This is a genomic window from Sphingobium aquiterrae (assembly GCF_037154135.1).
Classification (GTDB): domain Bacteria; phylum Pseudomonadota; class Alphaproteobacteria; order Sphingomonadales; family Sphingomonadaceae; genus Sphingobium; species Sphingobium aquiterrae.
The window spans coordinates 25,005-38,790 of the sequence record NZ_JBANFL010000002.1 but is presented as its reverse complement, the minus strand read 5'-3'; the positions used below and the strand labels follow the sequence as shown (position 1 = coordinate 38,790).

Genomic DNA, 13,786 nt, shown 5'->3' with positions numbered 1-13,786 from the left:
CTGTCCCGCCTCTCCCCTCCACCCTTTCATTTCGCGCACGCGCGCCCTCTGCCTTCCGCCGTGACGCACCGCCATAACGGCGCTATAGCCCGCGCCCATGGTCGCCCTTACCGCCATCACCCTGTCCGCGCTGGCGATGAGCCTGATCGTCGCGCTGCGCTATCTGCTGTCCAGCGGCGGGTTCGCGCTGGCGACGCGGCTGCGGCATCCGGGGCTTTATGGCGGGCTCGACCGGCAGATCAGGGCGGAGATCGGCTGGTCGCTGGTCTCCGCGCTCGTCTATGGCATTCCCGCCGGCATCGTCGCCTGGGGATGGCGCGCGCATGGCTGGACGCGCCTCTATACGGACGCGCACGCCATGCCGCTCTGGTATCTGCCGGTGTCCGTGCTGCTTTATCTCGCCGCGCATGACACATGGTTCTACTGGACGCACCGGGCGATGCATGCGCCCCGGCTGTTCCGCATCGCCCATGCCGTCCACCACCGCAGCCGCCCCCCTACGGCCTGGGCGGCGATGAGCTTTCACCCATGGGAGGCGCTGACCGGTGCCGTCGTCATCCCGGCGCTGCTGTTCGTCATCCCCATCCATGCCGGCGCGCTGGCCGTGGTGCTGACGATCATGACGGTCATGGGCATCGGCAATCATATGGGGTGGGAGATGTTCCCGCGCGCGCTGGTCCATGGCCCCGCCGGCAGATGGCTGATCACGGCCAGCCACCATCAGCGCCATCACCAGCTCTATGCCTGCAATTACGGCCTCTATTTCCGCTATTGGGATCGCCTGTGCGGCACCGATGCGGGCATTGGCGGCTTTGCGAACCCGAAGGAAAATGCCGCATGAGCCTGTCCATCACCCTTGCGCGCGCGGCGGTCCTTGTCCCTGTGGGACTGGCGCTGATGGGCGTGGCCCCGGCCGACCTGGCGCAACCGCTGACCATGCAGGTCGACGGCCTGCGTTCCGCCAAGGGCGTGCTGCGCATCTGCCTCACCCGCATGCCCGATCATTTCCCCGATTGCACCGGCGATCCGGACAAGCGGCATTATTCCATCCCCGCCAATGGCGACCGCACGCTTTCCGTCGCGCAGCTGCCGGCGGGCAGCTATGCCATTGCCGTCATCCATGATGAAAATGGCAATCAGCGGCTGGACACCTTTGCCGGCATCCCGCGCGAAGGCGTGGGCTTTTCGGAAAATCCGCCGATCCGCTTCGGCGCGCCCAGCTTCCGCGCGGCGCACTTCACCGTCGGCGGCGGCCCGTCGCGGCAGCAGGTGAAGATGCGCTATTTCCTGTGAGGCTGCCTGCAACCGCTCAGGGCAAATCCTTCATCCGCTGCCGGTGATAGCGCCGGCGCAGCATGATGCCGACCATCAGGAACGGCATCGCCGCCACCGCCATGCCGACACCCACGATCCAGGGCGAAAGCCCGCCGATGCTGTGTACCCCCGCCGCCCAGGGCAGCGCCATCACCATCAACGCCGCGACCAGCAGCCACAGCCCCACGCGCCGGGGCCGCACCGCCACCATGCGCAGTTCGTGGCGATAGGCCTTGCGGCCTGCCTTTGTGGAAAGATCGGGTCGGTCGTTCATGAGCGCTGGACCTTCTGCCCAACCCTCCCTATCCTGTCCAGCATCCCCGGGGAGCCATGATGGCTGAGAGGGGCGGTTGAAGTCCGCCCGACCCGCTGAACCTGATCCGGCTGACACCGGCGGAGGGAGGGAATGGCATCCGCGCACGGACCATCGCCCGCTCCCCGCCATGAGGAGAGACATGACGATGGCAGATATTCCCGCCCGCACCGAAATGCCCGAAGCCGAAGGTTTCGCCGACCGGCAGGCCGCGATGAACGTCACGACCGGGCCCATTCGCGGCTCGAAGAAGATCCACGTTCCGGCGCAGGGCAATCCCGACGTCCGCGTCGCCATGCGCGAGATCCATCTGGAGCCCGGCAGCGGCGAGCCGCCCGTCCGCGTCTACGACACCTCCGGCCCCTATACCGATCCCGACGTCCGCATCGACATCATGGCCGGCCTGCCCCAGCTCCGCCGCGACTGGATCATGGCGCGCGGCGACGTCGAGGCATATGACGCGCGTGAGATCAGGCCGGAAGACAATGGCCTCAAGGGGCCGGACCGTTCCGGCGGCGTCGCCCGCTTCCCCAACCTCGTCAAGCGCCCGCTGCGCGCCAAGCCGGGCATGAACGTCTCCCAGATGTATTATGCCCGCCGTGGCATCATCACGCCCGAGATGATCTATGTCGCCGAGCGCGAGAATCTGGGCCGCGCCCGCCTCGCCGAATATATTCGCGACGGACAGGATTGGGGCGCGGACATCCCCGATTATGTGACGCCGGAATTCGTGCGCGATGAAGTGGCGCGCGGCCGCGCCATCATCCCCAACAATATCAACCACCCGGAATCCGAGCCGATGGCGATCGGCCGCAACTTCCTGGTGAAGATCAACGCCAATATCGGCAACTCGGCGGTCGCCTCCGATGTCGCCAATGAGGTCGACAAGATGGTCTGGTCGATCCGCTGGGGCGCGGACACGGTGATGGACCTTTCCACTGGCCGCAACATCCACGACACGCGCGAATGGATCATCCGCAACTCGCCCGTCCCCATCGGCACCGTGCCGATCTATCAGGCGCTGGAAAAGGTCGGCGGCATCGCCGAGGATCTGACGTGGGAGATCTTCCGCGACACGCTCATCGAACAGGCCGAGCAGGGCGTCGACTATTTCACCATCCATGCCGGCGTGCGCCTCGCCTATATCCCGATGACGGCCAAGCGCGTCACCGGCATCGTCTCGCGCGGCGGATCGATCATGGCGAAATGGTGCCTTTCCCATCACCGCGAGAGCTTCCTCTACGAGCATTTCGACGAGATCACGGAGATCATGAAGGCCTATGACATCGCCTATTCGCTGGGCGACGGCCTGCGTCCGGGCTCCATCGCCGACGCCAATGACGAAGCGCAATTCTCCGAACTCTACACGCTGGGCGAGCTGACCAAGCGCGCTTGGGAACAGGATGTGCAGGTGATGATCGAGGGGCCGGGCCATGTGCCCATGCACAAGATCAAGCAGAATATGGAAAAGCAGCTGGAGGCCTGCGGCGAGGCGCCCTTCTACACATTGGGGCCGCTCACCACCGACATCGCGCCGGGATATGACCATATCACCAGCGGCATCGGCGCCGCGATGATCGGCTGGTATGGCACGGCGATGCTCTGCTACGTCACGCCCAAGGAGCATTTGGGCCTGCCCGACCGCGACGACGTGAAAGTGGGCGTCGTCACCTACAAGCTCGCCGCCCACGCCGCCGATCTTGCCAAGGGCCACCCGGCCGCCAAGGTCCGCGACGACGCCCTCTCCCGCGCCCGCTTCGAATTCCGCTGGCGCGACCAGTTCAACCTGTCGCTGGACCCGGACACCGCCGAGCAATATCACGACCAGACGCTGCCGGCCGAAGGCGCCAAGACCGCGCATTTCTGTTCCATGTGCGGCCCGAAATTCTGCTCGATGAAGATCACGCAGGAAGTGCGGGACTTCGCCGCCAAGCAGAACCAGCCAAGCGACCAGTTCATCGCCGCAGAAGACGCCGAAAAGGGCATGAGCGAGATGAGCGAGGTGTTCAAGGAGAAGGGCGGGGAGATTTACCTGCCGGCGGCGGAGTGAAGGGACAGCGGGCGATGATCCATGCATCGCCCGCGCCTCATGTTCAGGGCGCCGGCTCGATCGCCACGTCCCAATGCTCCTCGGTCTGGGCAGCGCGCTCGGCCTCCACCGCGTCGAAGGCGGCCAGATCGGGGAACATCCTTGCCTTGGCCGCCGCCATCGCCGCCTTGTAGCGCGCGCCCACGCCCATGCCGTCGGCGCCATGGGCATAGGTGATGGTGATGCGCACATCCCAGCGCGGACCGCCCGCCATATGGGTGAAGGGCATTTCCAGCACGATATCGCTGATGAAGCCCTGGCGCCGCATTTCCGTGAGCAGCGCCAGCCGCTGCGCCCGATAGCTGCGCAGGAAGGTCGACATCCCGCCCCATTTCACCCGATAATAGCTTTCGACCTTCAATGGACCATCGGCGGAGGTGGCCTCCTGCGTGCCCGCGGCCACCACAGGCTCATGGGATATGGTCATCATCATACCGGCCACCGCTATCGCCATCATCGCTCTGCGCATCGAAACCGCCCCTTCCCGCTTGCCTGTTCATTGGCTCAAACGAACGAGCACCGACATCTCCGCAGACATCCCCCGACAAAGCGGATTCGACTCTCCGAATATAAGAACATATCATGAACATATATTCCGAGTCGGAGAGCCGCCATGGATCAGTCGCCACGGGCCAGTGACGCCCCTGCCCTGCACCGCGTCCTGCACCGCTTCTTCTTCGCGCTGAAGCCCGCGCCGGTCGAGGCCAACCGCATCCACGCCTTTGCCGAGCGCACCGCCACCGGTGCGCGGCTGGTGCAGCGCGCGCATCAGCACATCACCCTCGCCATCACCGATGATTTCCAGAGCCTGCCGACGATGCTGGTCGACGCCATGCTGCGCGCGGGCAAGATGGCGAGGGCCGCGCCCTTCACCCTGACGCTCAACCGCCTTTCGCTGAGCAACCGTTCGCTCGCACTGCGCCCCGATGGCGCGGTGCCGCCGCTTGCCACCCTGCAACGGACCATCGCCGCCGCCATGGCGCGAGAGGGCGTGCCGATGCGCGCAGGCTGGCGCTTCAGCCCGCACCAGACGCTCGCCTACCGCAATGGCGCGCCCGGTGGCCGCGCGATTGACGGCTTTGGCTGGCATGTGGAAGATTTCGTGCTGATCCACAGCCATGTCGGCCGCACCCGGCATGAGGAGCTGGGCCGATGGCGCCTGACCGGCGGCGATCAGCTGGCGCTATTCTGAAGGAGCAGGACCATGGGCGACATCAGGATCGGGATCGGCGGCTGGGTGTATGAGCCGTGGCGCGGCACCTTCTACCCCGACGAGCTGCGCCGGAAGGATGAGCTGGCCTATGTCGGCGCGCATCTGACCGCGACGGAAATCAACGCCACCTATTACAGCACGCAAAAGCCGCAGACCTTCGCCAGTTGGGCCAAGGCGGTGCCGGACGGCTTCCGTTTCGCGGTCAAGGCCAGCCGATTCTGCACCAACCGCCGCGTGCTGGCGGAGGCCGGGCCGTCGATCGATAAGTTCGTGGGCCAGGGCATCGCGGAGCTGGGCGACCGGTTAGGGCCGATCCTCTGGCAGTTCATGCCCACCAAGAAATTCGATGCGGCGGATTTCGGCGCCTTCCTGTCGCTGCTGCCCGATGCGGTCGACGGCGTGCCGCTGTCCCACGCGCTGGAGGTGCGGCATGAAAGTTTCGACGATCCCGCCTTCTACGCGCTGACGCACAAGGCCGGCGTGGCCGTGGTCGTTGCCGACCATGCCGAATATCCCCGGCTGAAAGGGGCCGAGGAGGACGGGAAGGCGCCCTTCACCTATGCCCGGCTGATGCAATCCCGGGACGATGAACCGGCGGGCTATGACGCCGCCGACCTTGCGACCTGGGGCGACTGGGCCAGCCATCGCGCCGGCGCCGGCGACTGCTATCTCTTCTTCATCAGCGGCGCGAAGGTCCGCAACCCCGCCGCCGCGCAGGCCCTGATCGCGCGGCTGCGCGCGCCCGCATGACGCCCGCCCACGACAAAAATGCCGCCCCGCATGGTGCGCGGGGCGGCATATGGTGCCGGGCGTTGAGAGGGGGGGGCGGGCCGCCCGGCCTGGGGTGCGAACTGGGCCTGCGGCGGGGGCTCAGCCCTCGGCGAGCCAGCCCGCCAGCAGATAGGCGACGACCGCAACCGGGCCGAGCGCGAACAGGGTGAGCAGCACCAGGCCGACGCGAACGATCGTCACGTCCACGCCCGTCCGGTTGGACACGCCGGCGCATACGCCCATGATCTTGGCATTCGGACGGTCGAGGGTGAAGCTGCGGCTGGTCATGATGATGGTCCCTTGGCGTTGATGAGGTGAAGGCAGAGGAATGGGGTGGCCGCCAGTCGTCCGCTCAGGCGAGCGAGACGACCGGGGCGACGGCGGCGCCGACGAACAGCGATGCGACCACAAGGGCGGCAACCAGCGAAACGGTGACATTCTGGAACTTGGCAATGGTCATGATCTTAACTCCCTGAGTGTGTTGGGCCGGTTGATCCGGTCATGCCCAATCTATTGCAGGGGGCGTGCCAATTTCGGTTTTCGCCGGATTTCCGCGGGTTCCGGGCTATGAGGGAGAAAATGACACCTATCCATACTACTGGATGTTGGGGAAATTTGCGGCATGTTGGGATTTCACACATGTGATATCCAGAAAGCCAGCCGCTGGCCCAGACATCCCGGCCGCGATAGACTTCCTCCATGTCCGCCACATGCCCCCTCCTGTTCGTCTACGGCACCCTGCGGCGCGGCGCGGAAGGGCCCATGGCCGCGCGCCTGGCACAAGGCGCGCAATGGCTGGGCGAGGCATGGGCACCGGGCCGCCTTTTCATGCTGGACGGCTATCCGGGCTTCGTTCCCGACGATGCCGGGGCTCCCATCCCCGGCGATCTGTTCGCGATGACCGATGCGGATGCCATGCTCGCCCTGCTGGACGATTATGAGGAATGCGCTCCGCATTTCCCCGAGCCGCGCGAATATGCCCGTATCCTTCTGGACGTGCGGATGCACGGCACGGATGCCGCGCCCCGGACGGCATGGACCTATGCCTATGCACGCCCCACCCGGGGGCTGTCGCAGATCGCCGACGGCCGTTTCGACCATCTGGCATCACGATGAACCGAAAGCCGTTGCGTGCGCAGTCGCAACGGCTAGGCTCCATATTGGAGCGGCTGATGTGCCGCATTTTCCGAGCCGTCAGGTGATCCCGCTCGACTGGGAAATGCTCCAGGGGAAACGGCTCCGGCGAGAGGAGAAAGCATGACCGACGATCATCATGATGACGAGCGCCTGCCCGAAGACCGCAACTGGGTGGCCTCCACCGGCCTCTCCCGCCGCGCATTGGTGGGTGGCGGCGCGGTCGCGGCGGGCTTTGCCGCGGCCTGCCAGCCAGTCGCCGGCACCACCATCGCGACCGGCGACGAGGGGCTGAAGGCGGAGGCAGTCAGCATCAAGGGACCGGACGGCTTCGCCATCCCCGCCTATGTCGCACGCCCGGCAAAGGGCGGCCCCGCCCCCATCATCGTCGTCGTCCACGAGATTTTCGGCGTGCATGAATGGGTGCGCGACATCTGCCGCCGCTTCGCCAAGGCAGGCTATTATGCGATCGCGCCCGACCTGTTCGCCCGCCATGGCGACGCCACCAAGGTCAGCGATTTCAAGCTGCTGATCGCCGACATCGTGTCCAAGGCGTCGGACGCGCAGGTGATGGCCGATATCGACGCGACCTATGCCTTTGCCGGCACCCATGGCGGCAATGGCGCGAAGCGCGGCATCACCGGCTTTTGCTGGGGCGGGCGGATCGTGTGGCTCTATGCCGAACAGAGCAAGGCGCTGGACGCGGGCGTCGCCTTTTACGGCAAGCTCACCGGCACGCCGACCGCGCTGCAGCCGGGCGTCGTGATCGACAAGGCGGCCGCGCTCAAGGCGCCGGTGCTCGGCCAATATGGCGCGCTCGACAAGGGCATCACCGTTGCTGACGTGGAAGCGATGCGCGCGAAGCTGAAGGCGGTGGGCAACAAGGCTTCGTCGCTCACCGTCTATCCGGGCGCCGACCATGGCTTCATGGCCGATTATCGCCCCAGCTATAACGAGGCGGCGGCCAAGACGGCCTGGGCAGCCGCGCTCGCCTGGTTCGGCAAATATGTGAAAGGCTGATCGCGCGCCCAGCAGCGGGGACGCTTATTGCCCCGGCTGCATGGCGCGCACGGCGGCCAGCGTGCTCTTCACATGGCCGGCATAGCTCATTTCGCTGTGGACGAAGGCGATGCGGCCTGTGGGTGCGATCACATAGGATGTGCGGTTGGACAGCCCGACCCGCTGGGGCAGCACCACATCATAGCCCTTGATGATGTTCGGCCCGGCGGAAGCGACGGCGAACTTGTTGCGGCATTCCTCGACCGAGAATTTGGCGAGCTTGTCCACCGGGTCCGCCGACATGCCGATCACGGTCGCGCCGGCCTTGGCGAAATCCTCGCTCGCCTCGGCGAATTCATGCGCTTCGGCGGTGCAGCCCGGGGTGAAGGCGGCGGGGAAGAAATAGAGCACCACCGGCCCCTTCTTCAGCAGCTTGGCGAGGGACACGTCCATCACCTTGCCGGCGAGCGCGCCGCGGGTGGTGAAATCGGGCGCCTTGGCCCCCACGGGCAGCGCCGCCTGGGCAGCGACCGGCGCAAGGGCAAGGGCACCCAGCGCGCAAAGCGGGGCGGCGATGGCATGAATCATCCGGGCGGTCACGGTCATTCTCCTCAGCTTTTGGGCGCGGGCGGTTCCCACAGCTCTATGGCATTGCCTTCGGGATCATGGATGCGGGCGAAGCGGCCCGTTTCCGGATGATCCCATTCGGCCTTGGTGATGATCGCTATTCCCGCGTCGCGCAAGCCCGCCAGCATCCCGTCCAGATCGGCCACGCGAAAATTGATCATGAACGCCTTGTCGGCCGCGAAATAATCGCTGTCCGCCTTGAAGGGCGCAAACACCATCGGCCCGGCCCGCATCATCCACAGCCATTCATGCGGTGGCACGTCCGGATCGGCGGACAGCCCGCCGCCGACGCCCAGATGCGTGCGATACCACGCGCCCAGCGCCTCGGGATCGCGCGCGCGAAAAAACAGCCCACCCATTCCCAGAACCGGCATCGCATCTTCTCCTGCTGCAGGCACTACGAAACTACCCGGATTTCCCTGCCGATCAATCCGGCATAGGATCGTGGGGAGCATGGAGGGAACTGCTTTGACATCAAGGAATTGCCTGAACATGGACCTGTGCCTGCCCATCCGCCGGCTGCGCGGCGCTGCCACCCTGCTGGCCGTTGCCGCCCTGTCCGCCTGCGGCCAGCAACAGCAGGACAATGCCAGCCTGAGCAGCAATATCGCCAATGTGACGGCGCCCATGGCCGACACTTTCGATGGCAATGCCAATGAAGCGGTGATGGAAACGGAAACGCCCGACACCGTCACGAATGGAGAGGCGGCGCCAGCGCAATCCATCACCCCGGTCGATCGCGCCACCATTCCCGCCCGGTTGCGCGGCGAGTGGACCGGCCTGCGCTCCGCCTGCGATGATGCGGGCGATCCGCTGCGCCTGAGCATTTCAGACCGGGCGCTGCGCTATTATGAAAGCGTGGGCGAGGCGACATCGGTGGCCCCGGCCGAAAAGGGCGCGGTGATCGTGACGGCGCGCTTTTCCGGCGAGGGCGACAGCTGGACGCGGGCGCAGATCATGTCCGTTTCGCCCGATGGCCAGCGCCTGACCATCGTCACCAATGGCGCGCCCGTGACCCGCAAGCGCTGCGCCGGCGGCGCATAGGGCATTTCCCAGCCAGATGCCTTCCTCTGGCGGCCCGGACAATGCGGAAAGCAAAAGAGGAGGAGAGCATGATTCGATCCGAATTCGATCCGATCCGGTCGGGTCATGCGCCAGGCCAAGCACATGCTTATCAGCGGCGGCAAAGCCCGCTACAGCACCGCCATGCTTGCCCGCCTGACCGTCAGCGATTTCCGCAGCCATGAGGATGCGCTGATCCTGCCCCGCCACCCCTTCGTGGTGCTGACGGGGGAAAATGGCGCGGGCAAGACGAACATCCTGGAGGCGATATCGCTGCTCGCGCCGGGCCGTGGCCTGCGCGGCGCGCCGCTGCGGGAGATGGCGCGGCAGGGGGGCAGCGGCGGCTTCGGCATCGCCGCGCTGGTGGACAATGTGACGATCGGCACCGGCGTCACCGCCGATGCGCCGGACCGGCGGCAGGTGCGGATCGGCGGCAAGGCCAGCGCCGCCACCAGCCTTGCCGAGCATCTGTCCGTCCTCTGGCTGACCCCGGCGATGGACCGGCTGTTCGCCGACAGCCCTGGCGGGCGGCGGCGCTTCCTGGACCGGCTGGTGCTGGCGCTGCACCCGGCCCATGCGACGCACAGCGCGCGTTATGATGCCGCAATGCGGGCGCGCAACAGCCTGCTGGCCGAGCAGCGCGGCGCCGATCCGGCGTGGCTCGCCGCGCTGGAGGCACAGATGGCCGAACATGGCAGCGCCATCGCATCGGCCCGCGCCGACCTGCTGATCGCGCTGACGCAGGCGCTGTCCGGCCAGCCCGACCACCCCTTTGCCCGCCCGCTGATCGCGCTGGAAGGATGGGCGGAGGGCGAAGTGCCGTTGGTCGACCAGCTGCGCGAGGGACGGCGGCGGGATGCGGCGGCCGGGCGCACGCTCAGCGGGCCGCATCGCGCCGACCTGTCCGTGCAGCACGCGGCCAAGGGGCAGCCGGCCGCACTCTGTTCCACCGGCGAGCAGAAGGCGCTGCTGCTCTCGCTCATCATCGCCCATGCCGGGCTAGTCGCCGATCGCACCGGCAGGCCGCCCATATTGCTGCTCGACGAAGTGGCCGCGCATATCGACCCGGCCCGCCGCGCCGCGCTGTTCGAACGGCTGGCCGCCACCGGCAGCCAGATGTGGATGACCGGCACGGAGCCCGCGCTTTTCGCGGCATTGGGCGCGGCAACCCGGCTGCATGTGGAAGCGGGACGGGGCATCGTGCCGCGCGATTGAGCGCCCGATCACTTCATGACGCGCTGCAGCAACGGTTCATCGCAGGGCACCTTTCCATTCGTCGCCCGACCTGCCCTAACCCTCCTCACGCAAAAGCGAGGGGTCGCAAAGTCGCATGTTGAAGGGTTTTCGCGCAGTTCTTGCGCTGCTGGTCGCGCTGAGCTGTGTTTCGATGAGTGCTCCGGCCTTTGCCGGCACCCTGCAGTGCGCACCCTATGCCCGCCAGATTTCCGGCATCCAGCTGTTCGGCCGCGCCGCCGGCTGGTGGGGTGAGGCCGAGGGCCGCTACGACCGTGGCCAGGAACCCCGCGTCGGCGCCGTGCTGGCCTTCGCCGCCAGCCGTTCCATGCCCGCCGGCCATGTCGCCATGGTGAGCAAGGTCGTCTCACCCCGCGAAGTGCGCCTGACCCACGCCAACTGGTCCTATCGCGGCGGCATCGAGCGCGACGTGCGCGCCATCGACGTGTCGGCGAACAATGACTGGACGGACGTGCGTGTATGGTACGGCCCGATCGGCGACCTTGGCCTGCGCGCCAATGTGGCGCATGGCTTCATCTATCCCGAGCACAAGGCGTTGGGCGGCAATATGCAGATCGCTTCGGCCGCCGGTGCGATAGACCGGACGCTGGCTGCGGCGAACAACTGACGCCTCGGAACATCCCGAAGAGCGCTTTAACCACATCCTAGGCTTTACCGGGCATGATCCTCCCCTTGGGATGATCCTGCATCCGGGAAATGCTGACATGACGACATCAAGGCATGTCGCGGCCGTGCTGGTCGCGGCAGGACTGTGGATTGCAACGCCTGCCGGCGCATCGGACGTGCTGCAATGCGTGCCCTATGCCCGCACCCTGTCCGGCATCGACATTCGCGGCGACGCCTGGACATGGTGGGACCAGGCCGAAGGGCGCTTCGCCCGCGGCCATGTGCCGCGCAAGGGCGCGGTGATCGCCTTCCAGTCCTTCGGCCCGATGCCGCTGGGCCATGTCGCCGTCGTCAGCCAGATCCTGTCCGACCGCGAAATCCTCGTCCGCCACGCCAACTGGTCCACGCCGGGCGGCATCGAGACGGACGTGCCGGTCATCGACGTATCTGCGGACGGCGACTGGAGCCAGGTGCGAGTGTGGTATGGCCCGGCGGGCCGGATGGGCGCGCGCACCAATCCGGTCTACGGCTTCATCTATGGCCCGGCGCAGCGCCTGCTGCCCTTCACCCCCGGCACCGATCCTGACGATAGCCCACAGGACGGCAATGACGATCTGGTCCCGCGCCGCCGCTATATGGCGGCGATGGATGCCGGGGCGGCACGCCCATCGGGCAAACCGCCGCGCCTGAAGGTGAGCGCCGACATCTTCGCGATGGAAGGCGCCATGCCCCGCGGCCGGCAATTCGCCATGGCGGACAGGGACACGCGCCGCGCCCTTGCCGACATCATCGCCGATGTGAAGCGGGACGCGCGGCTGCGCTGACAGCGCGCGGCCGCGAGCGAAAGGCGACTACGCCTCTTCGGCGGCCTCTTGCGCCGGCGGGTTTTCGAACCATGCCTCGACCTCGCCGCTCAGCTTGATGGTCAGCGGCTGGCCATGGCGGTCGCGGGTCTTGCCGGCGGCGACGCGAATCCAGCCTTCCGAAATATTATATTCCTCCACATCGTTGCGCACCCGGCCCTTGAAGCGGATGCCGATGCCGCGCTGCAGCACGTCCATGTCGAAATGCGGGCTGCGCGGATTGGTGGAGAGATGATCGGGGGGCGTATCGGTCATGGCCTGTTCCTGCTGGCGGCACCTTGTGCGGAATGAGCGCCCGCCTAGCGGCTAAGGGCCGCGTCCGTCAACCGGAGCGGCCCCCGACCCTCATATACCATCACCGGTCAGCGGCAGATGCGGACCCGCACCCGCTCATGATAATAGCGATTATAGCGCCATTCGGTCCAGCAGCGCTGGCGATAATGGCCGCGCCAGCCACGGTTGTCGCGATCATGGCCGCGCCAGTGGCGCCGGTCGCGATCATGGCGGTAATCGCGATAGCCGTCATGGCGATCATAGCCGCCGCGATGGTCGCGATCGCCCCAGCTCTGCGCCGCCGCCGGGGCCGACGCACCGGCCAGCGTGGCGATCCCCAGCAGGGCGGCGATCGCACCCTTCACCTTCATCCTCATGTCTCATCTCCTCGTCACATACCCCCATATGGGCCGGGGCCAGCAACCCGCAGCGTGAGAGGAAGGATGACTCCCGGCGACTGAACGGCGCGGGAACGGGGCGTTAAGAGGGCGTTCAGCGCCCGGACGAAGACGCGTGCGTCAGCCGGCGGTGGGGCCGGGATCGGCGGGCAACGCCCAGTCGATCGCGCCGCGCCCATGCGCCTGCAGAAAGGCATTCGCCTTCGAGAAAGGCCGGCTCCCCAGGAAACCGTTATGTGCCGACAGGGGCGAGGGATGGGCGCTCTTGATGACGAGATGCCGCCCGCCGCGCTCCACGCTGTCGACGAACGCCGCCTTGCGCTGCGCATAGGCGCCCCACAGCAGGAACACCGTGGGCGGCGCGCTCTCGTTGACCAGGCGCACGATGGCGTCGGTGAATCCTTCCCACCCCTTGCCCTGATGCGCGGCGGCCTGCCCCATTTCCACGGTCAGCACGCTGTTGAGCAGCAGCACCCCCTGCCGCGCCCAATGTTCCAGATAGCCGTGGCGCGCGGGCGGAATGCCCAGGTCCGCGTGCAGTTCCTTGTAGATGTTGACCAGCGAGGGCGGCGTGCGCACGCCCGGCCGCACGCTGAAGCACAGGCCATGCGCCTGCCCCGGCCCATGATAGGGGTCCTGCCCCAGGATGACGACGCGCACATCCTCCAGCGGCGTCAGGTCGAGCGCGCGGAAATATTCGCTGCCCTTGGGAAAAATCTGCGCGCCCTGCGCCTTGCGCGCCAGCAGGAACTCGCGCAGCGACGCCATGGCGGGCGTTGCGAAGGCTTCCGCCAGGGGAGCCTTCCAGCTTGCGTGCAGCTTCACCCGATCGTTCAATTGGCCATTCCCAAACAGTGGTTGCGAAGGGCC

19 protein-coding genes and 1 riboswitch are annotated in these 13,786 nt (G+C 66.7%); of the genes, 11 read left to right on the top strand and 8 right to left on the bottom strand.

Annotation, left to right across the window (positions count from 1 at the left end):
• Positions 1-97 precede the first annotated feature (97 nt).
• Together WFP78_RS02375 and WFP78_RS02370 are read left to right on the top strand one after the other, a co-directional pair.
• Positions 98-841, top strand: a complete 744-nt coding sequence (locus WFP78_RS02375; RefSeq protein ID WP_336958292.1) for a sterol desaturase family protein — start codon at positions 98-100, stop codon at positions 839-841.
• Entirely contained in the window at positions 838-1,293 is a 456-nt protein-coding gene (locus tag WFP78_RS02370; protein WP_336958291.1) for a DUF2141 domain-containing protein, read from the top strand. The genes WFP78_RS02375 and WFP78_RS02370 overlap by 4 nt, the downstream gene beginning before the upstream one ends.
• Positions 1,294-1,309: 16 nt before the next feature.
• Here the strand turns inward: WFP78_RS02370 and WFP78_RS02365 are convergent, their stop codons facing one another.
• Positions 1,310-1,588, bottom strand: coding sequence for a hypothetical protein (locus WFP78_RS02365; protein WP_336958290.1), 279 nt, complete (start codon positions 1,586-1,588; stop codon positions 1,310-1,312).
• Positions 1,589-1,625: 37 nt separating this feature from the next.
• A riboswitch (TPP riboswitch) is annotated at positions 1,626-1,733 on the top strand.
• Between the two features lie 42 nt (positions 1,734-1,775).
• Between WFP78_RS02365 and thiC the strand changes: the two genes are divergently transcribed.
• On the top strand, positions 1,776-3,677 hold the full coding sequence (thiC, locus tag WFP78_RS02360; RefSeq protein WP_419722907.1) for a phosphomethylpyrimidine synthase ThiC: 1,902 nt from the start codon (positions 1,776-1,778) through the stop codon (positions 3,675-3,677).
• Between the two features lie 43 nt (positions 3,678-3,720).
• On the opposite strand, the gene WFP78_RS02355 is transcribed toward thiC, so the two are convergent.
• The gene (locus WFP78_RS02355; protein WP_336958288.1) at positions 3,721-4,185 is read right to left on the bottom strand and encodes a hypothetical protein; all 465 of its coding nucleotides are present in this window, start codon (positions 4,183-4,185) and stop codon (positions 3,721-3,723) included.
• 144 nt (positions 4,186-4,329) lie between these two features.
• Here WFP78_RS02355 and WFP78_RS02350 point away from each other — a divergent pair, with 144 nt between their 5' ends.
• Positions 4,330-4,908: a 2'-5' RNA ligase family protein gene (locus WFP78_RS02350; RefSeq protein WP_336958286.1), complete on the top strand. Its 579-nt coding sequence runs from the start codon at positions 4,330-4,332 to the stop codon at positions 4,906-4,908.
• Positions 4,909-4,920: 12 nt separating this feature from the next.
• Entirely contained in the window at positions 4,921-5,679 is a 759-nt protein-coding gene (locus WFP78_RS02345) for a DUF72 domain-containing protein (protein WP_336958284.1), read from the top strand.
• A 120-nt stretch (positions 5,680-5,799) separates the two neighbouring features.
• On the opposite strand, the gene WFP78_RS02340 is transcribed toward WFP78_RS02345, so the two are convergent.
• Positions 5,800-5,988, bottom strand: a complete 189-nt coding sequence (locus WFP78_RS02340; RefSeq protein WP_336958282.1) for a PspC domain-containing protein — start codon at positions 5,986-5,988, stop codon at positions 5,800-5,802.
• 411 nt (positions 5,989-6,399) lie between these two features.
• On the opposite strand from WFP78_RS02340, the gene WFP78_RS02335 reads away from it, so the two are divergent.
• A complete protein-coding gene (locus WFP78_RS02335) occupies positions 6,400-6,816 on the top strand; it encodes a gamma-glutamylcyclotransferase family protein (RefSeq protein ID WP_336958280.1) in 417 nt (138 codons plus the stop codon).
• Positions 6,817-6,957: 141 nt separating this feature from the next.
• Entirely contained in the window at positions 6,958-7,854 is an 897-nt protein-coding gene (locus WFP78_RS02330; protein WP_336958278.1) for a dienelactone hydrolase family protein, read from the top strand.
• 24 nt (positions 7,855-7,878) lie between these two features.
• Here WFP78_RS02330 and WFP78_RS02325 read toward each other — a convergent pair whose 3' ends face one another.
• Both WFP78_RS02325 and WFP78_RS02320 read right to left on the bottom strand, forming a co-directional pair.
• Positions 7,879-8,439, bottom strand: a complete 561-nt coding sequence (locus tag WFP78_RS02325) for a peroxiredoxin (protein WP_419722895.1) — start codon at positions 8,437-8,439, stop codon at positions 7,879-7,881.
• 5 nt (positions 8,440-8,444) lie between these two features.
• Positions 8,445-8,834, bottom strand: a complete 390-nt coding sequence (locus WFP78_RS02320; protein ID WP_336958276.1) for a VOC family protein — start codon at positions 8,832-8,834, stop codon at positions 8,445-8,447.
• 118 nt (positions 8,835-8,952) lie between these two features.
• Here WFP78_RS02320 and WFP78_RS02315 point away from each other — a divergent pair, with 118 nt between their 5' ends.
• The 4 genes from WFP78_RS02315 to WFP78_RS02300 all read left to right on the top strand — a co-directional run bounded on the left by WFP78_RS02315 (position 8,953) and on the right by WFP78_RS02300 (position 12,206).
• The gene (locus WFP78_RS02315; RefSeq protein ID WP_336958274.1) at positions 8,953-9,504 is read left to right on the top strand and encodes a hypothetical protein; all 552 of its coding nucleotides are present in this window, start codon (positions 8,953-8,955) and stop codon (positions 9,502-9,504) included.
• A gap of 162 nt (positions 9,505-9,666) precedes the next feature.
• On the top strand, positions 9,667-10,737 hold the full coding sequence (gene recF, locus WFP78_RS02310; protein WP_336958854.1) for a DNA replication/repair protein RecF: 1,071 nt from the start codon (positions 9,667-9,669) through the stop codon (positions 10,735-10,737).
• A gap of 115 nt (positions 10,738-10,852) precedes the next feature.
• A complete protein-coding gene (locus tag WFP78_RS02305) occupies positions 10,853-11,383 on the top strand; it encodes a CHAP domain-containing protein (protein WP_336958272.1) in 531 nt (176 codons plus the stop codon).
• 97 nt (positions 11,384-11,480) lie between these two features.
• Positions 11,481-12,206, top strand: coding sequence for a CHAP domain-containing protein (locus tag WFP78_RS02300; RefSeq protein ID WP_336958270.1), 726 nt, complete (start codon positions 11,481-11,483; stop codon positions 12,204-12,206).
• Positions 12,207-12,233: 27 nt separating this feature from the next.
• Here WFP78_RS02300 and WFP78_RS02295 read toward each other — a convergent pair whose 3' ends face one another.
• The 3 genes from WFP78_RS02295 to ung form a co-directional block, all read right to left on the bottom strand.
• Positions 12,234-12,500, bottom strand: a complete 267-nt coding sequence (locus tag WFP78_RS02295) for a DUF3297 family protein (protein WP_336958268.1) — start codon at positions 12,498-12,500, stop codon at positions 12,234-12,236.
• Positions 12,501-12,607: 107 nt separating this feature from the next.
• On the bottom strand, positions 12,608-12,895 hold the full coding sequence (locus WFP78_RS02290; RefSeq protein ID WP_336958266.1) for a hypothetical protein: 288 nt from the start codon (positions 12,893-12,895) through the stop codon (positions 12,608-12,610).
• A 141-nt stretch (positions 12,896-13,036) separates the two neighbouring features.
• On the bottom strand, positions 13,037-13,753 hold the full coding sequence (ung, locus tag WFP78_RS02285; RefSeq protein ID WP_336958264.1) for a uracil-DNA glycosylase: 717 nt from the start codon (positions 13,751-13,753) through the stop codon (positions 13,037-13,039).
• Positions 13,754-13,786: the final 33 nt, after the last annotated feature.